14 protein-coding genes, 4 tRNA genes and 1 other RNA gene are annotated in these 23778 nt (G+C 71.8%); 10 read left to right on the forward strand and 9 right to left on the reverse strand.

The features are described 5' to 3' along the window. Positions 1 to 97 precede the first annotated feature (97 nt). The gene (locus ACFYY2_RS17060) at positions 98 to 1015 is read left to right on the forward strand and encodes an SDR family oxidoreductase (RefSeq protein ID WP_388743117.1); all 918 of its coding nucleotides are present in this window, start codon (positions 98 to 100) and stop codon (positions 1013 to 1015) included. 223 nt (positions 1016 to 1238) lie between these two features. Here ACFYY2_RS17060 and ACFYY2_RS17065 read toward each other — a convergent pair whose 3' ends face one another. After that, a complete protein-coding gene (locus ACFYY2_RS17065) occupies positions 1239 to 1973 on the reverse strand; it encodes an SDR family oxidoreductase (protein WP_388743120.1) in 735 nt (244 codons plus the stop codon). 153 nt (positions 1974 to 2126) lie between these two features. Between ACFYY2_RS17065 and ACFYY2_RS17070 the strand changes: the two genes are divergently transcribed. After that, positions 2127 to 2603, forward strand: a complete 477-nt coding sequence (locus tag ACFYY2_RS17070) for an RrF2 family transcriptional regulator (RefSeq protein ID WP_388743436.1) — start codon at positions 2127 to 2129, stop codon at positions 2601 to 2603. A 52-nt stretch (positions 2604 to 2655) separates the two neighbouring features. Here the strand turns inward: ACFYY2_RS17070 and ACFYY2_RS17075 are convergent, their stop codons facing one another. Beyond that, positions 2656 to 3456, reverse strand: coding sequence for an SGNH/GDSL hydrolase family protein (locus tag ACFYY2_RS17075; protein WP_388743122.1), 801 nt, complete (start codon positions 3454 to 3456; stop codon positions 2656 to 2658). Beyond that, the gene (locus ACFYY2_RS17080; protein ID WP_388743125.1) at positions 3443 to 4012 is read right to left on the reverse strand and encodes a PadR family transcriptional regulator; all 570 of its coding nucleotides are present in this window, start codon (positions 4010 to 4012) and stop codon (positions 3443 to 3445) included. Before ACFYY2_RS17080 ends, ACFYY2_RS17075 begins: the two co-directional genes overlap by 14 nt. Positions 4013 to 4187: 175 nt before the next feature. Here ACFYY2_RS17080 and ACFYY2_RS17085 point away from each other — a divergent pair, with 175 nt between their 5' ends. After that, positions 4188 to 4811, forward strand: coding sequence for a glyoxalase (locus ACFYY2_RS17085; protein ID WP_388743128.1), 624 nt, complete (start codon positions 4188 to 4190; stop codon positions 4809 to 4811). Between the two features lie 221 nt (positions 4812 to 5032). Next, the gene (locus ACFYY2_RS17090) at positions 5033 to 8257 is read left to right on the forward strand and encodes an FG-GAP repeat domain-containing protein (RefSeq protein ID WP_388743131.1); all 3225 of its coding nucleotides are present in this window, start codon (positions 5033 to 5035) and stop codon (positions 8255 to 8257) included. Positions 8258 to 8484: 227 nt separating this feature from the next. Here ACFYY2_RS17090 and ACFYY2_RS17095 read toward each other — a convergent pair whose 3' ends face one another. Both ACFYY2_RS17095 and ACFYY2_RS17100 read right to left on the reverse strand, forming a co-directional pair. Then, entirely contained in the window at positions 8485 to 12447 is a 3963-nt protein-coding gene (locus ACFYY2_RS17095; RefSeq protein ID WP_388743133.1) for a hypothetical protein, read from the reverse strand. A gap of 389 nt (positions 12448 to 12836) precedes the next feature. After that, positions 12837 to 12924, reverse strand: a tRNA-Ser gene (locus tag ACFYY2_RS17100). 132 nt (positions 12925 to 13056) lie between these two features. On the opposite strand from ACFYY2_RS17100, the gene ffs reads away from it, so the two are divergent. The 6 genes from ffs (at position 13057) to ACFYY2_RS17130 (ending at position 21857) form a co-directional block, all read left to right on the forward strand. Beyond that, positions 13057 to 13153, forward strand: an RNA gene (gene ffs / locus ACFYY2_RS17105) — signal recognition particle sRNA small type. 80 nt (positions 13154 to 13233) lie between these two features. Further along, complete coding sequence (locus ACFYY2_RS17110) at positions 13234 to 15501, forward strand: DNA polymerase III subunit gamma and tau (protein WP_388743135.1); 2268 nt, start codon at positions 13234 to 13236, stop codon at positions 15499 to 15501. Between the two features lie 162 nt (positions 15502 to 15663). Continuing rightward, positions 15664 to 16917, forward strand: coding sequence for a phosphoribosylamine--glycine ligase (purD, locus tag ACFYY2_RS17115; RefSeq protein WP_388743138.1), 1254 nt, complete (start codon positions 15664 to 15666; stop codon positions 16915 to 16917). Between the two features lie 313 nt (positions 16918 to 17230). Next, positions 17231 to 19030 (forward strand): hypothetical protein, encoded by a 1800-nt coding sequence (locus tag ACFYY2_RS17120; RefSeq protein WP_388743141.1) that lies wholly within the window; start codon positions 17231 to 17233, stop codon positions 19028 to 19030. 184 nt (positions 19031 to 19214) lie between these two features. Then, positions 19215 to 20678: a N,N-dimethylformamidase beta subunit family domain-containing protein gene (locus ACFYY2_RS17125; protein WP_388743144.1), complete on the forward strand. Its 1464-nt coding sequence runs from the start codon at positions 19215 to 19217 to the stop codon at positions 20676 to 20678. A gap of 252 nt (positions 20679 to 20930) precedes the next feature. Further along, positions 20931 to 21857, forward strand: a complete 927-nt coding sequence (locus ACFYY2_RS17130) for a phosphoribosylaminoimidazolesuccinocarboxamide synthase (protein WP_388743146.1) — start codon at positions 20931 to 20933, stop codon at positions 21855 to 21857. A gap of 46 nt (positions 21858 to 21903) precedes the next feature. On the opposite strand, the gene ACFYY2_RS17135 is transcribed toward ACFYY2_RS17130, so the two are convergent. The 4 genes from ACFYY2_RS17135 to ACFYY2_RS17150 form a co-directional block, all read right to left on the reverse strand. Next, positions 21904 to 21979, reverse strand: a tRNA-Gly gene (locus tag ACFYY2_RS17135). Between the two features lie 874 nt (positions 21980 to 22853). Further along, a tRNA-Gly gene (locus ACFYY2_RS17140) sits at positions 22854 to 22926 on the reverse strand. Positions 22927 to 23005: 79 nt separating this feature from the next. Next, positions 23006 to 23077 (reverse strand) — tRNA-Gly (locus ACFYY2_RS17145). Between the two features lie 152 nt (positions 23078 to 23229). Then, a complete protein-coding gene (locus ACFYY2_RS17150) occupies positions 23230 to 23565 on the reverse strand; it encodes an Lsr2 family protein (RefSeq protein ID WP_388743149.1) in 336 nt (111 codons plus the stop codon). Positions 23566 to 23778 lie beyond the last annotated feature (213 nt).

Here is a 23778-nt window from a genome sequence, read left to right on the forward strand (position 1 = left end):
CGATCCTACGTGATGGCAGTGCCTGACATCAGGTGTTAGCGTTGATGACAGGTACTGACATCAGTTACTGACATCAAAGAGTTTCGAGGTTTCTCCCATGCGCATCTTCGTGACCGGAGCATCCGGCTGGATCGGTTCCGCCGTCGTACCCGAACTCATCGGCGCGGGACACCGGGTGGCCGGGCTCGCCCGGTCCGACTCCTCCGCGGCCGCGCTCGCCGAGGCGGGGGCCGAGATCGTCCGGGGCACCGTCGACGACTTCGACGTCCTGCGCGGTGCGGCCGAGGCGTCCGACGGGGTCATCCACCTCGCCTTCAAGCACGACATCGCCTTCAGCGGCGACTTCCAGGGCGCCGCCGAGGCGGACCGCCGTGCCGTCGACACCTTCGGTGACGCGCTCGCCGGCACCGGCCGGCCGTTCGTCCTGGCGTCCGGAGTGGCGGGCCTCGCACCGGGACGGACCGCGACCGAGCGGGACATGCCGACGATCGACGGCTCACCGGCCTCGGTCCGCGCGGCCACCTCCCTCGCGGCGCTCGCACTCGCTGAGCGCGGCATCCGCTCGTCGGTCGTGCGGCTCTCCCCCACCTGCCACGGCGAAGGGGACAACGGCTTCATGGCCACCCTGACCGGTATCGCCCGCGCCAAGGGCGTCTCCGGCTACATCGGGGACGGCGCCAACCGCTGGCCGGCGGTCCACCGCCTCGACGCCGCACGGCTGTTCGGGCTGGCGGTGGAGAAGGCCCCCGCCGGCTCGGTCCTGCACGGCGTCGCCGAGGAGGGCGTCGCGATCCGGGACATCGCCGGGGTGATCGGCCGCCACCTCGGTGTACCGGTGGCGTCCATCGCCCCGGAGGACGCCGCAGCGCACTTCGGCTGGCTCGGGGGCTTCCTCGGTCTCGACGCGCCCGCGTCGCACGCGCTGACCGGTGAGCTGCTGGACTGGCGCCCCACCAGGCCCGGTCTCCTCGACGACCTCGACGCGGGGCACTACTTCAAGGCCGCCGACGCCTGAGCGGCTCCGCCTCCCGCCGCGCGGGCCGGGCGCCCCGCGCGGCCCACGGGTGCCCGCGCTTCGGACCGGGTCCGCGGCCGCGGGTCGCGTATCGGGTCCGCCCGGCCGCCGGTCCCGGGGACTGCTCCCGGCACCGGCGGCCGCGTCCCGGGGGATGAGCGCCGGTGTCGGAGGCGGCCTTCCGGAGACTGTGCGCCGGTACCGGCGGCCGCGTTCCGGTGGTTCAGCGGGCCAGCCACTCGCGGTAGCGGGTCGGGGCGATGCGCGCGTCGGGTCCTGCGGTGATCGCGTCACCCTGGACGGCGCCGAACATCCCGGCTGTGCCGTCCGTGACGACGGTGCGCTTGTCGCCGTGCGCGGCCAGCGTGATGCCGCCGAGCTCGTCGAGCGTGTAGGTGTCGGCGCCCGCGATGTCGAGAGTGCCCTGGAGGGGGCGGCCCGCCGCGACCTCGGCGACGATCGCGGCCACGTCGGCGGCGGCGATGGGCTGGATCGGGGTGGCGGGCAGCCGGACGGTCTCCTCGTCCGCGCTCCAGGACATGACCGCGTCCATGAACTCGAAGAACTGCGTGGCGCGGACGATCGAGTACGGGATGCCGCCGGCCTTGAGCAGGTCCTCCTGGAGCACCTTGGCGCGGTAGTAGTCGAGCTCCGGCACCCGGTCGACGCCCACGATGGACAGCACCACCGCGTGTCCGACGCCCTGCTCCCGGGCGGCGGCGAGCAGGTTGTCCATCGTCGTCCGGAAGAAGTCGAACGAGGCCTCGTCGAAGGTGGGCGAGTTGGTCACGTTGACGACGGCGTCGACCCGTTCCAGCGCCGCCCGCAGGCCCTTCCCGCTGATGAGGTCGACGCCGGTGGACGGCGAGTGCGGCACCGCCTCGTGTCCGGCCGCCTGGAGATCCCGGACCACCTGTGAACCGATGAGTCCCGTTCCGCCGAGCACTGCGATCTTCATGTCGTACCTTCCTGATGGCATGCACGAATGGGCGATATGCCGGTAATGCCCGGCTTCGCATCACTCTACGCCTGAAACTCGGATAACTCTTGTCCGAGACAATACTCGGACAATGCTTATCCGGGTACCGGAAGGTACTGTGAAGTGGTGAAGATGTCGGGTGGAGTCGAATGGGCGTTGCACTGCTGCACCGTGCTCACGACGAGCAGCGAGCCGGTCCCCGCCGCGCGCCTGGCCGAGCTGCACGACGTGTCGGGCAGCTACCTCGCGAAGCAGCTCCAGGCGCTCTCGCGTGCGGGACTGATCCACTCCACCCAGGGCAAGTCGGGTGGCTACGCGCTGACCCGGCCCCCGGAGACGATCACCGTCCTCGACGTCGTGCAGGCCGTCGACGGCCCGGCACCCGCGTTCGTCTGCACGGAGATCCGGCAGCGGGGCCCCCTGGCGACACCCGCGGCCGCCTGCACCACTCCCTGCGCGATCGCCCGGACGATGGGGGCGGCGGAGTCCGCGTGGCGCGCGTCGCTGGCGGCGGTCACGATCGCCGACCTGGCCCGTGACGTCGAGGCGGACTACGGCCCCGGCGCGATGGCGGGCATCGGCAACTGGCTTGCGGACAGGGACGCCTGATCCGACGGCCGGGGTCCGCGGCCCCGATCGGTTCCGCGTCCCCGATCGGTTCTCAGGAGGAGGCCGAAGCCGGCGACTGGCCCTCCAGGGGCAGCAGTTCGGGGCGCTTCGCGCTGCGGCCGTCGCCCGAGGACCTGCCGCGCAGCCGACGTCCGATCCACGGGCCGAGGAAACCAGCGGCCCAGCGGAGTTCGGCTCCTGCCGCGTGCAGGCGGGAGGGAAGCTCCTGGGGCGGCAGGGGCTGGGCCCAGCTCTCGTCGTCACCGAGGAGCCCCAAGGCGTGGGCGGCCGCAGCGGCGATCCGCGTATGACCGAGCGGGCTCGCGTGCAGACGGTCCTCGCTCCACAGCCGGGGATCGGTCGCCACGGGCAGCAGGGCGACGTCGGCGAGCACGACACCGTGCCGCGCCGCCGCCGCACGGATGCGGTCGTTCATGTCGAACACCCGGGCCCGCACGGGGCGGGCGACGGGCGCGATCTTCGCGACGTCGGGGAAGGTCAGGGTCAGCACCCGTGCCCCGGAAGCCGTGAGCGCGGCGAACATCTCCTCGAGCTGCCCCGCCACTTCCTCGGCGTCGAACTTCGGCCGGAGCAGGTCGTTGACCCCCGCGACGACGGTGGCCAGGTCGGGGCGGAGGGCCAGTGCGGGGGCCAGCTGCTCGGCGCGCACCTGCCCGGCGACCCGGCCGCGTACGGCCAGGTTGGCGTAGCGCAGGCGGGGTTCCGAAGCGCCGATGTGCTCCGCGAGCCGGTCCGCCCAGCCGCGCAGGCCGGTCTCGTCGTCGCCGTCCCCGACCCCTTCGGTCTGACTGTCGCCCAGCGCGACGTAGCGCAGAATCTCACCGTTCGGCACGGCCGGCCCGCCTTTCCTCGAGTACGCCCACGGTGTGCAGGCACCAGTCCAGGTGACTCCGTTCGAAGGACAGCCCCCGCAGGCACGTGAGGTACGGCCCGATGCGGTCCCCGGTGCGCAGGTACTCCTGCTCGTTGGCGTCGCCGCGCAGCCGGAGGAGGACCTTGCCGAGCAGCTCGATCTTGGCCTGGGCCGCGGAAGCCCGCTCACGGAGCTGCAGGACGACCGGCGCGGTGTCGATGTGGTCGGCGGCCTGCACCTTGACGAGGAGGTCGTCCCGGATGAAGGAGGGCTTGGAGGTGTCGGCGGCGAAGCGTTCCAGCTCCGCGAGCCCGGCCTCGGTGACGTGGAAGACCCGCTTGTTGGGGCGGGTCTCCTGGATCACCTGGCGGCCGGCCACCAGGCCCCTGCGCTCCAGTTCGGCCAGCTCGGCGTAGAGCTGCTGGGGGACGGCGTGCCAGAAGTTCGCGACGCCGATGTCGAACGTCTTGGCCAGCTGGTACCCGCTGGACTCGCCGTCCAGAAGGGCCGCCAGCACGGCGTGCCGCAGCGCCACCGGACCTCCCACCCGCAGGGTCGTTCGTCGTCATGTAGTCATCGACAAGAATAGTCAGTTTTTTGACTAGGGCAAGGGCGGGTTCGACGGCCTCGCGGTGGGCGAAGAGCGGCCGCCACCGCATCGGTCAGGAATCGAGAAGCGCGCGGCCGGAGCCGGACTTAGCGTCGGTTCCATGACTTCCACGACCTCCATCGCTTCCGTCATCCTCGACGCGGCCGACCCGACCGCCGCCGCCTGCTTCTACTCCGACGCCTTCGGACTGGAGTCCCTGGTGGGTGTCCGGGCCTCGGAGACGCCTGCCGCCGGCTTCCGCGGCTTCACGCTCTCGCTCACCGTGTCCCAGCCCTCGGGCGTCAACCGCCTCATCGACGCGGCCCTGGCCGCCGGCGCGACCACGGTGAAGCCCGCCACGAAGTCGCTCTGGGGATACGGGGGTGTGGTCCGGGCCCCCGACGGCGCGCTCTGGAAGATCGCGACCTCGGCGAAGAAGGACAAGGGCCCCGCCACGTCGGAGATCGACCAGGTGGTGCTCCTCCTGGGAGTCGACGACGTCATCGCGAGCAAGAAGTTCTACGTCGGCCGGGGCTTCACGGTGGGGAGGAGCTTCGGCCGCAGGTACGTGGACTTCGAGACCCCTTCGAGCCCGGTCAAGCTGGGCCTCTACGGCCGCAAGGCCCTGGCCAAGGACGCGGGCGTCGCTCCCGAGGGCAACGGGCCGCACGGGCTCACCATCGGAGGGGACGGCGAGGCGTTCACCGACCCGGACGGTTTCGCCTGGGAGACGGCACGGGCCTGAACGGGGTCCGGGCGAGCGCGCCGGTCAGGTCTTTCGGCGGATCGGAGACGGGATCGAGAACGGCGGGCGGCCGTCTCGGCGGTGGTGCCGTGATGCGGCGTGATTCGGTGCTGCGGTGGGCCGGGACCGGCACCGGGGCTCCCGGAAAAAGAATGACAATAGGCTGATAAAGTCCGCTCACTTGAGCGGGGGCAGGGGCCCTCGCCGGGAGGGACATTCACGTGGGCAGACATGCCCTGGGACGGGGCGGTCTGACCGCCGCCGTCTCCGCACTCTCGGTCGTCGTCGCGGCCGTCACCGTGGTCTCGGGGGGCGGCGAGCCGGCCCGAGCGGTCACCGCACAGACAGCGGAAACGACGGAGATTCTCCTTCAGGACCCGCGCACGGAAACGACGCGTTCGGACCGCCTGCTCGCGGCCGGCGAGACCGGCTTCCTCCACCGGCAGGCCGGTGGAGCCGGGCTGCTCTGGACGGACTACGAGGACGGCGACACCACCACCGTCACCACCCCGCCCGGGAACGCCGGTGCGGGCCAGCCGTACCAGCCGACCACCACCAGCTGCTACGACATCAACTCCACCTGCCCCTCGGGCATGTTCGGACAGGGCGCCGACGTCGTCGCGCTCCCGCACCGGTCGTACACCGAACCCGTCTCACTGTGGACGCCCGGCGGAGCGGACGGCGGCACGCTGCGCACGCTGGACATGCCGCGCCTGGACTACGTCGGCACGTACGGCGGGACTGCCGTGGCTGCTGAGCAGAACACCAGCGTCGACGGCTCGCCCCGGCCCGGCACCGGGCTGGAACTGCTGGACTACGTCGACGGCAAGCAGCGCACCCGCGTGGTGACCGGAGGCCCGGCCGACAAGGTCTGGAAGACGGGCGTCACCTCCGTGCGCACCGGAGACGCCAAGGGCGCGCTGCTCGCGTACCGGGGCGCCGCCGACCCGACCGGCGCCGCGACCTTCGACATCCACTACCTCGACTTCGCCACCGCGGAGCTCACCCAGGTCTTCTCCGGCGCCGGGAGCGGGCTGTCGCTCGTCCTCTCCGGTGACCGGATCGGCTGGTACACCCCGGCCGCGGGCCTGCACCTCCGGTCCCGCGCGGACCTCACCGCCGAGGAAACGGTCCCGGTGGCGGGCAACGGTGCGGCCGGCTCCCCCGTGCTCGTCGGGAACTGGCTCGTCCTGGTGGCGGACCGGGGCCCCGTCACGGCCGTCTCGCTGACCGACGGCACCACGAAGACCCTGCTGACCCGCTCGTACGGCGACCCCGTCGCCGCCCCCGACGGCTCCGCCCTCGTCACCGGCGGCACGAGCACCACCGACTGGTGGGTGCGGCGCGTCGTCCCGGGCGCCGACGGCACCCCGCTGCTGGAGAAGGTGGCCAAGGTGCCGCCGTACGAGAACCCCAAGACGGGCCTCGCGCTCAGCCGGGGCAGCCTGCGCGTGGCGGAGCGCGACCCCGCCGTCAGCAGCAGCATGGACGCCACGTCCGTGCGCACGCTGACGACGAACGGCAGCACCACGCTCACCGCGTCAGACGCCACGAACGGCGACCGGGTCTCGGCCGTGTGCCCCTATCCGGGCACCTCCTGTTCGGCGATGTGGGGCAACAAGATCACCGCTCCCCGGGACGCCTACCTCGAGACGTTCTACGGCGGCGACGAGGGCGGATCGGGTCTGTCGAAAGCGGACCGCGTGGCCCGGGCCGGCGACGGCTGGGGCGTTCCCGTCCTCGAGTTCGGCACCGAGAAGGGCGCGATCGTCGACGTGTCCGACGACTACGCGGTGTACAACTCGGGCGGCTCCGCCCCGATGCAGTACGTGGGCCACTTCGGCTACGGCCAGAAGCTGAAGCGCCCGGTCCGCGCCGCGGCCCTGAACGGACCCGTCCTGTGGAGCGCCACCGCCACCGCCGGCCAGGTCACCTCCTACAGCCTCACCACGGACAAGACCCTCTCCACGATCACCGTCCCCGGCGCCGGCTGTGTGCCGACCGAGCTGCAGGCGGCGGGCCGCTGGCTGTACTGGGCCTGCGGCACGGCCTCAGCGGGCGTGTACGACACCAAGGCCGGCACGTCCGCCGCGGTGGCCCCCGGTGACGTGCTGCTCGGCGACGGCTTCACCGTCCGCCACGACCACGCCGCCGACGAACTGGTCCTCACCGACGCGGCCACCGGCGCCACCCGCGTGGTCGCCGCGAAGGTCCCGGACACCGGCCTGGCCGCCGACCGCCGCTACCGCTGGGCGCTCGACGAGTACACGGGCCTGGTCGCCTGGTTCGACGCGTCCGAGCAGACGCACGTCGCCACCACCGGCGTGACCCCGTCGCCCGTGACCGCGCTCGAATCGAGCGCCGACGGCTACGCCGTGCCGTCCACCGCCGACTCCTGGAGGGGTTCGTGGCTGATGTCCCGCCCTGTCGGCTCCTGGTCGCTCACCTTCACCTCGGTGGAGAGCGGCGAGACCGGCAAGGCGAGCCGCTCGGTCACCGGCGGTGCGAGCGTCGCCCAGGTTTCGGCGGGCTGGAACGGCAAGACCGCGAGCGGGGCCCGCTTCCCCAACGGCCGGTTCACCTGGACCCTGAAGGCGACGGGCCTGAACACGTCCACCGCCACCACCGTGGCAACCGGAAGCGGCTTCCTCAACAACGGTGCGCCGGTACGGCACGACTTCGGCAGCCTCGACGGCCCGGATGGCACCGGCGACCTGCTGACCCTCAACTCCTCGGGCACCCTGACCTTCCAGACGGGCACGGGCACGGGGACGTTCTCCAGCAAGGTCAGCGGCAGCGGCTGGGCGACCAGCGTCAAGGCGGTCCCGTTCGGCGACCTGAGCGGGGACCGGTGCAACGACGTCCTGGTGCGCTACAGCAACGGGGCCCTGCGCCTGTACAAGCCGGGCTGCGGCGCGGCGCTCAAGCCGACGACGTCGTACACCACGCTGGGGACCAGCGGCTGGACCCAGTACGACGTGCTGACCTCCCCGGGGGACGTCAGCGGTGACGGCAGGCCCGACCTGATCGCGCGCAACGCCTCGACCGGCGCGGTGTACCTGTACAAGGGCACCAGCACGGGCAAGCTGTCCGCGCGCGTGAAGCTGTACGCCAACTGGAAGGGCTACAAGAAGATCGTCGGCACCGGTGACCTCAACGGTGACGGCATCGGCGATCTGCTCCTCCAGGACACCGCGAACACCCTGTACCGCTACAACGGCACCGGCAAGGGCACGTTCGGCGCCCGCGCCAAGGTGTTCGGCAACTGGGGCGGCTCGTACAACGCCGTCGTCGGTGCCGGCGACCTCAACCGTGACGGCAAGGCGGACATCGTGGTCCGCGACAGCGCGGGCAAGCTGTACCGCAACTACGGTGACGGGAAGGGGTCGTTCGGGGCCCGTACCCAGATCGCCACCGGCTGGGGCGGGTACAAGACCCTCTCCTAGAGCCGAGGCAGGCAACGTCTGTCTGCCCGTGCAGAAGCGGCGTCCGGTGCGGCGGGAGCGCGCACCAACGTCGAAGGCCCCCGCTGCAAGCAGCGGGGGCCTTCGACGTATTGGCGCTCGAGCAGAGAGCACACCGCAGCCCGGCCGACGTTCGCCGGAGCACGCGGCAGTCTGGGTGTGTACAAGGGGCGGTCGGGGACGGTGCGAGACCGCCCCCGACCGGGTGGTCAGCTGCTGTAGTACCCGGCCAGGTCGGCGATGACCTGGACCGAACCGGTGTGGTTGGCGAAGGTGACCCGTCCGTCAACCACCGGAACCACGACCATGTTGGAAACAGTCTGCCCTGCAACGAAGTTGAGGTTAGAGACCCGGGGCTCTGGCAGACCGTGCGGGTGGACCGTCAGATATCCCCCAGCCGACGGCGCCGTGACTGTCACGTTGAGCACCACTGCCGTGACCCCGGAGGAGGGGACACCGGCCGTACCCGTGACCTGGAGGCTGACCAGACCGCCCGGGGCGACGGCTCCGGGCCGGGCACCCAGTCCGCTGCGTGTGTCCAGAAGCCGAAGCGGGCCCGCCGGGGTGAAGGCCGAACCGGTGGCGGAGAAGTACCCCGTGACATCGGCGAGAAGGTCGATGGAGCCCGCACTGTTGCGCAGGTCCACCGAACCGTTCACGACCGGGACGACGACCATGTTGGCAATCGTCCGGCCGGCCGGGAAGTTGATGTTGGATACCGTCGGCAGCGACTGGCCGTCGGGGTACACGGTGATGTGGCCCCCGGTCGTGGGCAGGACGGCAGTGACGTTCATGACGACGGCGGTGACTCCGGTGGCGGGGATACCGTGCGTCCCGGCGACCTTGAGCTTGACGATTCCGCCCGCGCCGACCCGTGCCTTGGGGGCGCCGGTGCCGTTACGGGTGTCCAGGAAGCGCGTCGGCGAGACCGGTGTCAAGGCCGAACCTGAACTTGCCTCCGAGTAGTAGCCCGTGACGTCGGCGAGGAGGTCGACGGAGCCCGCACTGTTGCGCAGGTTCACCGAGCCGTTCCGAACGGGAACCGTAACCAGGTTGGCGATGGTCTCCGGCGCCGTGTAGTTGACGCTGGAGACGGTCGGCAGCGGCTGACCGTCGGGGTACACGTCGACGTGGCCGTTGCCGGTGGGCAGGACGGCGGTGACGTTCATGACGACGGCGGTGACTCCGGTGGCGGGGATACCGTGCGTCCCGGCGACCTTGAGCTTGACGATTCCGCCCGCGCCGACCCGTGCCTTGGGGGCGCCGGTGCCGTTACGGGTGTCCAGGAAGCGCGTCGGCGAGACCGGGACGAGGCGGTTGTGGGTCGCCACCGGTGCGGCGGTGACGGTGTAGGCGCCCGGCAGATAGCCGGGTGACGGGATGCCGGATGTGTACCCGACGTTGCCGATCACCAGGTCGTACGCGCCCGGAGGGAGGTCGTACGTACCGAGCCGCACGGTGAGCGTGGTTCCATCGTCGCGGACGGAGACCGGCTCGGCAGTGCGGGAGTCGTTGTCGGACCGGAGTTCCACCCGGGTGCCGAGGGTCAGGTTCGTGCCGTGCAGCACAACCTGGTTGGACGTCCCGGCAGGCCCGCTCGTCGGGCCCAGCGAGGTGACATCGGCCGACTTCGGCTGAGTGGTGCAGCCGCTCTCGCAGACACCTTGCATGGAGTACTCGACCGGAGTGTCCGCCCGGTACGGGCTCACCAGCATCAGGTAGTCGCCCGCGGGGGCGCTGGAAGTGGTGAGGCAGGAGTAGCGGAAGTCACCGGCGTTGTCACCGTTGCACTGGTAGGAGTAGTCCGCACTCTCGCCGGCGAAGCGGGTGGTGCTCAGCAGGCTCACCCACGGGGTGCCCGTGCTGCTGCTCTGGGTGCCGTACACGTGGAAGCGCTGCGACGGCTGCATGGGGATCACGGCGCAGTACGCGGTCGCGGACTCGGTGAACGTGCCGCTCCGCACGGAAAAGCCCTGCGGGGACACCTTGTTCGCCGTGCACTCCTGAGCCCAGCCCGAGGCGGTGCCGACGCGCCAGGTGTCGACGTGTGCGGAAATCGGGGTGTCGTTGTACCCCGAGGCCAGGATGACGACGACGTACGAGGTCGAGCCGGTGACGCGGCAGGAGACGCCCCACTGCCGGCACACGCTCGTGCCCGAGGCGTCGACCACCTTCAACACCACGCCCGTGTTCCGGGCGGCCGTCGGGGTCCGCGCGGATATCCAGAGCTTGTCCGTGGTCGCCGCAGTGACACGCAGACACCGGCTGTCCAGTGCGGAGTCGAGGGTGAAGGACGTGGAGGCTCCACCGACGGCGAGCGAGGCCGGAGCGGCGCACTTCGCCGTCGAAGAGATGTCCCGGCGGACCAGCTTGTACGTGTCCGAGGCGCCGGTGCCCGTCAGCAGGGCCGTGTAGCCGACACCGGCCGTGAACGCGCAGGTGGTCGTGGAGCCGCCAACAGTGGTGCACAGCTCGTTGCCGGCGCCGTCGAACACCCGCACCGCGGCGTTGACCCTGTTGCTGTTGTTCGTGTAGTCGAACATCTCGGCGGTGGAGTGCTGGTCGGCGGCGATGCCCAGACACACGGCCTGGGTTGTGCTGGTGAGCGGAACCGACACGCCCCAGGTGCCGTCGAACGCCGACTGCGGCCAGGCCGTGCAGCCCGCGGTCTTCCCGGTGTCCTGGACGGCGATCTGGTACGCACCTGCGGCGGAGCCCGAGAGCACCGCGTGGAACGGGGCGGTCCCGGTCAGCTTGCAGACCACCGGGGAGTCGTCGTTGTCGCACTGCGTGATGCCCTTGGCGTCGAACACCCGGTAGCTCGGGTTGACCCCGCCGTCCGGTGTCCGGTCGATCAGGTAGAGGCCGCGGCCGGTGGCCGTCGGGAGGGACAGACACTGCTGCTCGCCCGGTCCGCCGAAGGCGCCCTTCACCGAGCCGGAGGCGAAGCCGTCGTCGCGTACAGCGGTGCAGCCCTGCGTCAGGTTCGTCGCGTACAGCCGGACCCCGAAGGCGGCCGGGTCGCTGCTGCGCCCGTCGCGCGCCCAGGTGTAATCACCGGCGGTAAGGGTGCAGGGGGCGAGAAGCGTGGGGGTGCAGCGGGATGTGCCGTCGGTGGCGTAGAGGCTTCCGGAGACGCTGTCGCCGACGGTGTCGAAGAGATAGGGCCCGGAGGTGGGTACGTGCAGGACGCGGCAGCGCGTGGTGGACGTGGCGTCCGGGACCGTGCCGTAGGCCAGCGGCTGGACGGTTGGGCAGCCGGCCGGAGCGGAGAGGCGGGCCGACGTGAGGCTGTAGTCCATGCTCGCCGCGTACGACTGGTTCGTCAGCACACGGAACGGTGCGTTGCCCTTGAGGGTGCAGTCGAAGTCCGTGGCGTTGTTCTCACGGGTCGTGCAGACCTCCGTGCCGGTGGCGTCGTAGACGGTCCCGGTCACCTGCCACGTGGACAGATGGCTGCGCAGAACGTCCCCGGCAGCGGACGGCAGGCCGAAGCAGCGGCCGGCGGACCCGGCGGTGAGTGTGTCGGCGAGGGACTTCGGCGCCCCGAGGGCGGTGTCGTCCTCGGAGACCGCGGTGCAGGAAGTACCGGACAGCAGAGCCGTGTACGACACCGAGAAGCCACTCGGCGTGGCCCCGGCCTGCACGGTGTACGTACCGGCCTGGCTCGTCGGACACCGTGCCGCCCCGTACGCGCCGTCGGGCCGGTCGCAGGTGACCGTCGAACCGTCCGGTGCGGTGAGCGTCGGGTACTGGGGCTGGTCGTCGGTGGAGACGACCTGGAGGAACACCAGGTCGTCGGGGTTCGGCAGGGCGAAGGTGAAGCTCGCGCCGCCCTCGGGCCCGGCGGAGCAGGTGTAGACCGTTCCCGACTCGATCGCCCCGGAGCAGGTGTCGGCCGCGTCACTACGGCTGATCTCGCGTGCGGCGGTGGCGTGCAGCGCCTCTGGAGCCGCCTTTTTCTCCGTGGACTTCGGTGACTTCGGTGACTTCGGTGTCGCGGGCCCGGAGGCCGCGGCCGTGGTCTTCGGGGTCGGCACGGCCACGGCGGAAGCCGTGCCGGTCTGTGCGGTGAACGAGGCCAGGATGGCGACGATCAGCGCGAGAAGCGAAGCCGCCCCCTTGGACGCGTTTCGTCTTCGGTGTTGTTCCCTGATGGACGTTTGAAGCATGCGTTCCCCCCTGGAAAGCGCAGGCCCCGTCCCTGTGGTGCTCACGAGGGCTCTTGAGGCGAGTGGATTCTAACGAGGGGCACGGACGGATGTTCGATCTTTACTGTGGCGTGGATCAAGCATCCCGACCGATGTATTGGCGATGGGCTCCGGATCCCTGACCATGTACGTGCCGACGTACTACTCGGGAGCGGAACGGGGGCGACCCTCGGCCAGGTCCCGGAGTACAGACCGACCGGAATGACCGCCGAGAGGGAGCCACGTCACGACGCCTGGGCGAAGTGTCGCGAAGGCCGGAAATAAGCGAGACCGAAACTGAGACCAGGACAACGTCGAAGGGCCCCACCGCTAACGGTGGGGCCCTTCGACGTATTGCCCGGTGAGAGCAATGGCGGAGGATACGAGATTCGAACTCGTGAGGGGTTGCCCCCAACACGCTTTCCAAGCGTGCGCCCTAGGCCACTAGGCGAATCCTCCGCGGCAAACAATACAAGACGCCAGGGGGTGCTCGCGAACACGTTCCCCGTAGATCGTTCCGGGGTGCTCTCCGACCGGATCGTCGCGGGGGAGCGGGTGGACGGCAGGGGGCGGGGATCGGCTAAGGTGGGCGTCAGCCCCTCACGTGGCGCTATCTGACTGAACTCCCCCAGGGCCGGAAGGCAGCAAGGGTAGGTCGGCTCTGGCGGGTGCGTGGGGGGCCCTTGCGTGCCCGGGGTGCCGTGTCCCGCCGGGGCGGCTGTTCCGGGGCGGGGCCAGTTGTCGGTGCGCCCCGATAACCTCGTATGTGTGTCGTCCCTTGCGCTGTACCGCCGCTATCGCCCCGAGTCCTTCGCCGAGGTCATCGGTCAGGAGCATGTCACTGACCCGTTGCAGCAGGCCCTGCGGAACAACCGGGTCAACCACGCGTACCTGTTCAGCGGGCCGCGCGGCTGTGGGAAGACGACCAGTGCGCGCATCCTCGCCCGCTGCCTGAACTGCGAGCAGGGCCCCACGCCCACGCCCTGCGGGGAGTGCCAGAGCTGCCGGGACCTCGCGCGCAACGGGCCGGGGTCGATCGACGTCATCGAGATCGACGCCGCGTCGCACGGAGGCGTGGACGACGCCCGTGACCTGCGGGAGAAGGCCTTCTTCGGGCCCGCGTCGAGCCGGTACAAGATCTACATCATCGACGAGGCCCACATGGTCACCCCGGCGGGGTTCAACGCCCTGCTGAAGGTGGTCGAGGAGCCGCCGGAGCACCTGAAGTTCATCTTCGCGACCACCGAGCCCGAGAAGGTCATCGGCACGATCCGTTCGCGTACGCACCACTACCCCTTCCGGCTCGTGCCGCCGGGGACGCTGCGCGGCTACCTCGCGGAGGTCTGCGGCAAGGAGGGCAGCGTCGTCGAGGACGGCGTGCTGCCCCTCGTGGTGCGGGCGGGCGCCGGTTCCGTGCGTGACTCGATGTCCGTCATGGACCAATTGCTCGCCGGGGCACGCGACGACGGTGTGACATACGCCATGGCGACCTCGCTCCTCGGCTACACGGACGGGTCCCTGCTGGACTCCGTCGTGGACGCCTTCGCGGCGGGCGACGGGGCCGCAGCCTTCGAGGTCGTGGACCGCGTGATCGAGGGCGGGAACGACCCCCGGCGCTTCGTCGCCGATCTGCTCGAGCGACTGCGTGACCTGGTGATCCTGGCCGCCGTGCCCGACGCCGGGGAGAAGGGGCTCATCGACGCCCCTGCCGACGTGGTGGAGCGGATGCAGGCGCAGGCGTCCGTCTTCGGCGCCGCGGAGCTGAGCCGTGCCGCCGACCTGGTCAACGAGGGACTCACCGAGATGCGCGGGGCGACGTCGCCCCGGCTCCAGGTGGAGCTGATCTGCGCCCGGGTCCTGCTGCCCGCGGCCTTCGACGACGAGCGTTCGCTGCAGGCCAGGCTGGACCGGCTCGAGCGCGGCGCGGCGTCGTTCGTCCCCGCCGGCCCCGTCCCTGCCGGCCCCGGCCCCGCCATGGGTTACGCACCGGGACCGGACGCCCATGGAACCGGCGCCGCGATGTCCGGCGGCCCGGCCGCCGCCCGCGCCGCCGTTCGGGGTGACGTCCAGGGCGGTGCTCCCGCCGATGCGCCGCCGGCGGCCCCCGTCGCCGCGGAGGCCGTGGCGCCCCCGGCCGTGCAGCGGTCCCCCGCGCCCCCCGAGCCGCAGGCGGCCCCGCCCGTCGAGCATCCCCCCGCAGGACAGCGTCCCGGAGCATGGCCCGCCGCTGCCGGAGCGGGCAGTGGGGCCGAGGCCGCCCGCCGCCCCGGTGGCTGGCCCACGGCTTCCGCGCCCGGCGGCGGTGTCCCGCAGGCACAGCCGCAGACGCAGGCACAGCCGCCCGCTCCGACTCCCGACCGTGCCGCACCCGCCCCGGCCCCGGCTGCTGCCCAGGCCGGCCAGGCGCCCGCGCAGGCGGCCCCGGGTATGGCCCAAGGTGCCGCCCAGGTGCGCACCATGTGGCCGGACATCCTGGAGGCCGTGAAGAACCGGCGCCGCTTCACCTGGATCCTGCTCAGCCAGAACGCCCAGGTCACCGGCTTCGACGGCAGCACCCTGCAGATCGGCTTCCTGAACGCCGGAGCGCGCGACACCTTCGCGAGCAGCGGCAGCGAGGAGGTGCTGAAGCAGGCGCTGGCCCAGCAGTTCAACGCCAACTGGCGCGTGGACGCGGTCGTCGACCCGTCCGGCGGTGGCGGCATGCCACCGCAGACCGGTGGAGGCGGAGGAGGGGGCCGGCCGCCGGCCGCCCCGTACCAGCCCCCGTCGGCGCCGCCGGCTCCGTCCTACGAACCCCGGCCCGCCCCGGCCGAGCAGAGCCCGCCGCCCGTACAGCAGGCGCCGCAGCAGGAGCAGGGCCGACCCGAGCCGTCTTCCTACGACCGGGCGGCCCCCGAGCCTCCACGGCCGGTCGCGCCCGAGGACGACACCGCGGAGGCGGACGACCCCGACCTGGTCGACTCCGCGCTCTCCGGGCACGACCTGATCGTCCGCGAGTTGGGGGCGACGGTCGTGGAGGAGTTCACCAACGACTGAGGCCGGCCCCTACACCCCCACGCCCCACACCCCGGCCCTACGCCCCCGGCCGGCCGTCCCCGTACCGGACCCCGGCTGATCGTCCCTGCACCGGACCCCGCCGACCGTCCACGGAGCGGAGCCCGTCGAGGCCCTTCGCCCCCGGCGGCTAGGCTGCATCCCGTGAAGGTCCTCGTCATCGGCGGCGGCGCCCGCGAACACGCCCTGTGCCGCTCTCTCTCCCTCGACCCCGATGTCACCGCTCTGTACTGCGCTCCCGGCAACGCCGGAATCGCAGAGGTGGCCGAACTGCACCCGGTCGACGCACTCGACGGCGACGCCGTCGCGCGCCTCGCCACCGAGCTGGGCGCCGAGCTGGTGGTCGTCGGTCCGGAGGCACCGCTTGTCGCCGGTGTCGCCGACGCCGTCCGCGCGGCCGGCATCCCCTGCTTCGGCCCCTCCCGTGAGGCCGCGCTCCTGGAGGGCTCCAAGGCGTTCGCCAAGGACGTCATGGCCGGTGCCAACGTCCCGACGGCACGCAGCTACGTCTGCACGACGCCCGCCGAGATCGACGAGGCACTCGACGCCTTCGGGGCGCCGTACGTCGTCAAGGACGACGGTCTGGCGGCCGGCAAGGGCGTCGTCGTCACCGAGGACGTGGAAGCCGCCCGTGCGCACGCCCTGGCCTGCGAGCGGGTCGTCATCGAGGAGTTCCTCGACGGTCCCGAGGTCAGCCTCTTCGCGATCACCGACGGCACCACCGTGCTCCCCCTCCAGCCCGCCCAGGACTTCAAGCGCGCGCTGGACGGCGACGAGGGCCCGAACACCGGCGGCATGGGCGCGTACTCCCCGCTCCCGTGGGCCGACCCGAAGCTGGTCGACGAGGTCATGCGGACCGTTCTGCAGCCGACCGTCGACGAGCTGCGCCGGCGCGGCACCCCGTTCTCCGGGCTGCTGTACGCGGGTCTCGCGATCACCTCACGCGGGGTGCGGGTCATCGAGTTCAACGCCCGCTTCGGGGATCCGGAGACCCAGGTGGTCCTGGCCCGCCTGAAGACGCCGCTGGCCGGTGTCCTGCTCGGCGCCGCCAACGGCACCCTCGACGCCGTACCCGCCCTGACGTGGCACGACGACGCCGCGGTCACGGTGGTCATCGCCTCCCGCAACTATCCGGAGACGCCCCGGACCGGGGATCCGATCGAGGGGCTCGCGGACGTCGCGGAGAAGGATGCGCCCCACGCCTTCGTCCTGCACGCCGGTACGCGGCAGGACGGCGACGCGGTGGTCAGCGCCGGAGGGCGCGTGCTCTCCGTGACGGCGACCGGCAAGGACCTCACGCAGGCCCGTGAGCGCGCCTACACGGCGCTCGGCCGCATCCGCCTCATCGGCTCCCAGCACCGTACGGACATCGCGCGTAAGGCCGCCGAGGAGGCCTGAGCCGCACCTGTCCGCCCTGTGCCCGGCCCTCCCGCGAGGCGCCGGGCACAGGTGCGTCCGGCGCCCGCCGGGTTCCGGCGGGCCGCGCGCGGGTATCACCGGACCCCCGCTCGCGCGCGCGTCAGCAGCTTTGCCCAAAGCCATTCCATCGGGTGACGGCTCGGCCATCCGGATGACGGCTGCCGAGCCCCCAACTAGGGTGCGGCGCAAGCGTTCCGGCACTTGGCCCACCGGCATTGCGATGTCAGTGACGGGTGCCACAGTGGGGGAGTGACCAACACCGTCGCGGGGGCAGAGGGGGTGACGTACAGCCGTGTCCGGTACCGGTTCGGTTGAGGAGCTGGGCGCGCACACAGCGCGCGCCAGGGCCCTGGCCCTGCTGCGCATCCGCAGCAGAGCCACCGCCCTGGCGATCCTCCCGGCAGGCGTGGCCGTCGTGCTGCTCGTCGCGAGTGGTCAGGGGCGCGTCGACGGAAGCGTGTGGGCCACGGCGGCCTGGGTGGTGACGGCGTGCGCCGTCGTGGTGCTCCTGGCTGCCGCCGGGGTGGGCGTCGCCCTGGCGCGCGCGAGGCCGGCGGTCAGCCCGACGGTGCCCCTCACGGAGGCGGCGGCCCCCGATCTGTACCGGCTGGTCCGGGATCTCGCCGACCGGCTCGACGTCCCGGCGCCGTCCGCCATAGCGCTGACACCCGACTGCGACAGCTGGCTGGAGGACCGTACGCATCCCTCCGCGGAGCGCACGCACCCCGCATCGGCGGAGCGTACGCACACCTCCGCGGCGGACCGTACGCACCCGTCCGCCGGACCGGGCGCGTCGGACGAGGGACCGGCGGGCGCCGGGCGCGGGCGCCGGGCTCCCGTGGCCCCGGTGCTGGTCATCGGCTCCCCGTTCCTGTGGTGGATGCGGGTCGCCGAGCTGCGCGCGGTGCTCGCCCCCGTCGTCGCGGGCACCGGCCCGTCCGCGCACCCCGACATAGCCGCGGCCCGCCGTTTCGTCCGTGGCCTGGACGCCGCCGTGGCCGATGCCGCTCTCCCCGGGCAGGGCGTCGTCCGGCGCATTCCCACGGCCTTCGTGGGGTGGGTCGCCAGGATGATGCTGCGCGGGTGCCGGGGGCACGCCGCCGAGATGGAGCGCTGTGTCGCCGCCGCCGCGTCGGGCCGCGCGCAGGACGTCGACTACAGCCTGAGAATCCGGGCCCAGGAGCAGGTCGGCCTCGCCTACGCGGGCTGGGACCGGCTGCTGACCCGGGTCGCGCTGCCGGCCTGGCGGATGGGCCGCTGGCCCTCACGGCTCGACGCGGGTGTCGTCTCCGCGCTGACGGAGCTCTCGCGGCGCGACCGGCTCGCCGAGGGTTTCGCCGACCGGCTGGGGGAGCGTCCGGCCTGCGACCTCATCGAGGAGCCCGGCGCCGCCGACGAGGCGGCCTCGCTGCTCGCGGCCCGGCTCTTCCACGGCGGCCCGGCGGAGCCCGGCCCGGGCTGGGCCCCCGTCGACTGGCAGCAGTACCCGGAGGAGGTCGTGGACCGCAAGTGGCGTTCGGAGGCGGCCCGGCTGCACCGGGTGCTCGACGCGCTGGGCGTCGCCGCCAGCGTGCCGGTGGGCGGACCGGGGGCATTGGGGGCGGACGGGGCGGTGGTTCCCACGCTGGCGCGCGTCATCGACCATCTCGCGGCGCCCGGCGCCGACGGCGAGGCGCTCGCGGCCGGGATCGGTGCGGCCGTCGCCCGTGACGAAGCGGGGACCGGGCCGCGCCCGGGGGAGGCCGGCGGCAGCGGCGCGGTGGACGGTTCACCGGCAGGGACGGCCGCCGACGCCCAGGACCTCTGGGGCCCGGTGCCGCTCCCACTCTTCCCCCTCCAGCCGCCGCGCACGGGCACGGAGCTGCTCGCCGACCACGTGGTGGCGATGGTCTGCTGCGCCGCCGTGGACACCGCGGGAGCGGCGCCCGGCCTCGACTGGCTCGACGGTCCCGCCCTGCTGGTGGACGGCGGCCGCAGGTCGGATCCGGCAGCCCCGGTGCTGAGCCTCGTGGAGGACGGCGACGCGGAGCCGCTGCGCTCCTGGCTCACCGCGGTCGGAGTCCGCGCGGACAAACCCGTGCGCCTGGGTTGAACGACCGTCCGTCCTCTTAACAGGCGAAATGCTCCGTATGTCCAGTCAATACCTGGATGAGCTCCTTCCGTTCACGTCAATTCGCGACGAACGGTGACGGACCGCGCGCGTTATGTGATGTGCTGGGGGCCCGCGCCGACGTCCGGCGCATCGGGTCTCACGGGGGACGAGGGAGGGGTGCGCGATGGGGGCGGAGCATATTCGGCGATGGGAATCGGGTGCCCTCGCGCATGCCGTGAGCGACCCGTTCGGCATGGGACCACTGCCCTGGCTGCGCGGCAGCGAGAACTACTTCGACGACACGGGCCAGGTCGTCCCCTGGTACGCCGACACCGCCCTCGGCCGCAGCGGATCGGGCGGAGGTACGCGGACCGCCGACGACGTGCACCGCCAGATCAAGGGGTTCGTGTCCCCGGGCGCGGCGGCTCCCGGCGAGGCCATCGACTTCCACATCACCGTGGACCCGCCCCAGCAGTTCTCCGTCGACGTCTACCGCATCGGGCACTACGCCGGAGACGGCGCCGCCAAGATCACCACGAGCCCGCGCCTGTCCGGCATCGTGCAGCCGGCGCCGCTGACGGCCGAGCGGACGGTCTCCTGCCACCACTGGTGGCTCTCCTGGCGGCTGCAGATCCCCACGTACTGGTCGGTCGGCGCATACGTGGCCGTGCTGACCACCGCCGACGGGCACCGCTCGCACATCCCCTTCACGGTCCGCGACGACCACCCGGCGGACCTGCTGCTCCTGCTTCCCGACATCACGTGGCAGGCCTACAACCTCTATCCGGAGGACGGCCGGACCGGCGCCAGCCTCTACCACGCCTGGGACGAGGAAGGCCGGCTGCTGGGGGAGGAGGACGCCGCCGTCACCATCAGCTTCGACCGCCCCTACGCGGGCGCGGGCCTGCCTCTCCACGTGGGCCACGCCTACGACTTCATCCGCTGGGCCGAGCGCTACGGCTACGACCTCGCGTACGCCGACGCCCGCGACCTGCACGCCGGACGGGTCGACCCCAGTCGCTACCGAGGCCTGGTCTTCCCCGGCCACGACGAGTACTGGTCGGTCCCGATGCGCCGCACGGCCGAGCAGGCCCGGGACATCGGCACCTCGCTGGTGTTCCTGTCCGCCAACACCATGTACTGGCAGGTCGGCCTCGGCCCGTCGCCCTCGGGTGTCCCCGACCGCCTGCTCACCTGCCGCAAGCGCCGCGGCCCGGGGAAGCCGGCGCTGTGGCGTGAGGTCGACCGCGCGGAACAGCAGTTGCTCGGCATCCAGTACGCGGGCCGGGTCCCCGAACCCCACCCCCTGGTCGTGCGGAACGGCGGCCACTGGCTCTGGGAGGCCACCGGCGCGGCGGAGGGCGACGAGATCGCCGGGCTGGTCGCCGGCGAAGCGGACCGCTACTTCCCGCGTACGTCCCTCCCCGAGCACGAGAACCGCATGCTGCTCGCGCACTCCCCGTACAGCGACAGCGAGGGGGCCGTCCGGCACCAGGAGACCTCGCTCTACCGCGCACCCTCGGGTGCCCTCGTCTTCGCTTCCGGCACCTTCGCCTGGTCCCCCGCGCTCGACAGGCCGGGCCATGTGGACGCCCGCGTCCAGCGGGCCACGGCGAACCTCCTCGACCGGATCTGCAAACGCGACTGACCGCCCCGGCGCAGCCTCGACGGACAGAGGCTGCGCCCGCCCGACCGACGTGGCCCGGGCCTTCGGGGAAGCCCGAAGCCCGCACCCGGCGTACGAGGCGGGCCCGCACCCGGCGTCTTAAGCGGGCCCGCTCCCGGCGTACGACGCGCGAACCGTCACCGCTCCCCGTCCGCGAGGTGACCCCTGTCGGCGCGGCCCCTTCGCATGCGGGACAATCGGAACCACTCCTGGATCAACCTACGCGGAGGCAGCGTGTCCGGTTTCGTAGAAAAGCCCGAGCCCGTGCAGGTGCCGGGGCTCACCCACCTGCACACCGGCAAGGTGCGCGACCTGTACCGGAACGAGGCCGGTGACCTCGTCATGGTCGCCAGCGACCGTATCTCCGCGTACGACTGGGTCCTGCCCACCGAGATCCCCGACAAGGGCCGTGTCCTGACGCAGCTGTCGCTGTGGTGGTTCGACCAACTCGCCGATCTCGTGCCCAACCACGTCCTGTCGACGGACCTCCCGGCCGGGGCGCCCGACGACTGGGCCGGCCGGACCCTGGTCTGCCGTTCGCTGCGGATGGTCCAGGTCGAGTGCGTGGCCCGCGGCTATCTGACCGGTTCCGGCCTGATCGAGTACGACGCGACCCGCACGGTCTGCGGTCTCGCGCTGCCCGAGGGCCTGGTCGACGGCTCCGAGCTCCCGGCGCCGATCTTCACCCCGGCCACGAAGGCCGCGGTCGGCGACCACGACGAGAACGTGTCGTACGAGGAGGTCGCCCGCGAGGTCGGCGCTGAGACGGCGGCGGCGCTGCGCCGGACGACCCTGGACGTCTACGGGCGGGCCCGGGACATCGCGCGTGAGCGCGGGATCATCCTGGCCGACACGAAGTTCGAGTTCGGCTTCGCGCCCAGCGCCGACGGTGGCGAGGAGCTGATCCTCGCGGACGAGGTGCTGACGCCCGACTCGTCGCGTTTCTGGCCCGCCGAGAGCTGGGAGCCCGGCAGGGCGCAGCCGTCGTACGACAAGCAGTTCGTGCGGAACTGGCTGACCTCTCCGGCTTCCGGCTGGGACCGCCACAGCGAGGAGCCGCCGCCGGCGCTTCCGCAGGAGATCGTCGAGGCGACCCGCGCCAAGTACCTGGACGCGTACGAGCTCCTCACCGGTCTGAGCTGGCCCGCCGACGGTCGCTGACGAAACGGAAGAAGGCCCCGGTCGCGATGACCGGGGCCTTCTTTCATGGAGCGGACGACCAGGTTCGAACTGGCGACCTCAACCTTGGCAAGGTTGCGCTCTACCAACTGAGCTACGTCCGCGTGCGCCGTAGCGCGGTGCTTACTATACCCAACCTCGCACCCCTCTGAGACGCACCGCCTCAGGACGGTGCTCCGCCGGAGCGCGGAGGCGGCTGCCGGCCGACGGCCGGTCGTGCTCGCGCTGCCGGGGGAACGCGCGCTTCGCGACCTCGGCGGACGGAGCCCCGCGGCGGTCGCGAGCTCCGGCGGCACGGCCCCCGGGCCGTCGGCACGGAACCCCGGCGAGGACCCGGTTCGACGGCCAACTCCGGTTGTACGGAGTGGTTTCCGGCGGGCACATCGGAGTGATCGCGGCCGACCGGTGAACGCTGACCGGCTTCGAGGAGAACGCCCCACGCTGCGGCGCGCGCGTGCTCCGGAGCCCCGGCCGTCGGGGATCCGTGGTGAACGGGGTGCGGTGGCCCGGCAGTCCGGCGCCGTCGGCGATGTGGCGTCCTTCACACCGTCCGCGCCGGCAACTCCGGGTCGCGCGTGACGACAACCGCCCCGTCGCCGTCGGTCCCGAGAAGGCCGGCCTCCGAGCCCGGGGAGATCCAGCTGCCGCCGGCGGACCTTCGGCCCGACGCGGCGGCGCGCAGGGCTCTGCGTGAGTGGCGCGGGAAACGAGATATCGGTCACGGCTCCGGACGGCCCGGCGCTCAGGGGCGGCCCCGATGCCCCGAACATTCCCGATGCCGATGCCGATGCCGATGCCGATGCCGATGCCGATGCCGATGCCGACACGGCGGCATGGCGACGTCGGTGGCGGAAGTCGAGATGAGATGCCGGTGGAGCGCGCCGTCACCGCGCATCACGCGCGCGCACATCCTGCCTGCGTCGATAACCGGAAACGCCAAAGGCCCCAGTCGAAATCGACCAGGGCCTTTGAATCAAGAGCGGACGACCAGGTTCGAACTGGCGACCTCAACCTTGGCAAGGTTGCGCTCTACCAACTGAGCTACGTCCGCATTGCCGCCACTCGGCTTTCACCGGTGGAGCGCTCACTACTCTACCTGATCCACTGAGTGGTCCGGTAAGGCAGTGCAGAGCGGGTGACAGGAATTGCACACTGCGCCTTCCCCCTGGAAGGGGGATGTTCTACTACTGAACTACACCCGCACGCTGCGTCGGACCCGGCTTTTCGGCCTTGCCCTTCGGCGTGCTCCAGACTCTAGCCGACCTGCAGGGGTGTTGTGCAAGTCGGCTCCCCGAGGTGTTGGCCCAGGGAGCCGGGGACGCCGGACCGGAACGGAACATTCCGGGCGTCGCCCTCAACTCGCCGCGTGGAACGCCTCGTAGACCTTCTTGGGGATCCGGCCGCGGGCCGGCACCTCCATCCGGTGCGAGCGGGCCCACGCGCGCACGGCGGCGGGGTCGGGTGCCAGGGAGGTGTGGTGGTAGGTCACCGGAGCCTTGCCGCGCTTGCCGGTATTTGTCTGCTTTCGGCCGGCCGAGACGTACGGGGCCAGTGCCTTGCGCAGTTTTTCTGCATTGGCGGGATTGAGGTCGATCTCGTAGGACTTCCCGTCCAGGGAGAAGGAGACCGTTTCCGCCGCTTCTCCCCCGTCGATGTCGTCGGAGAGTGTGACCACGACGCGCTGAGCCACGGATATCGGTCCTTTCCTGCGGCATCGTCACGTCTGGCGTGCGCTGATGCCGGCCTTCCGGCGGCTGGGCGGATACGGATCGACGGGTGTCGACTGTTCCGGGACAATCGTGCTTTCCCTGTATTCATTTGTACAGCGGTGGGAGGTGCATTGTGAAGCCCGTCCAATTACTTCCGCGTGTTGCTTCCGTGTGGCGCCCCCGCGTAATCGGGG

It is taken from the genome of Streptomyces sp. NPDC001822 (genome assembly GCF_042892135.1).
Lineage (GTDB): Bacteria > Actinomycetota > Actinomycetes > Streptomycetales > Streptomycetaceae > Streptomyces.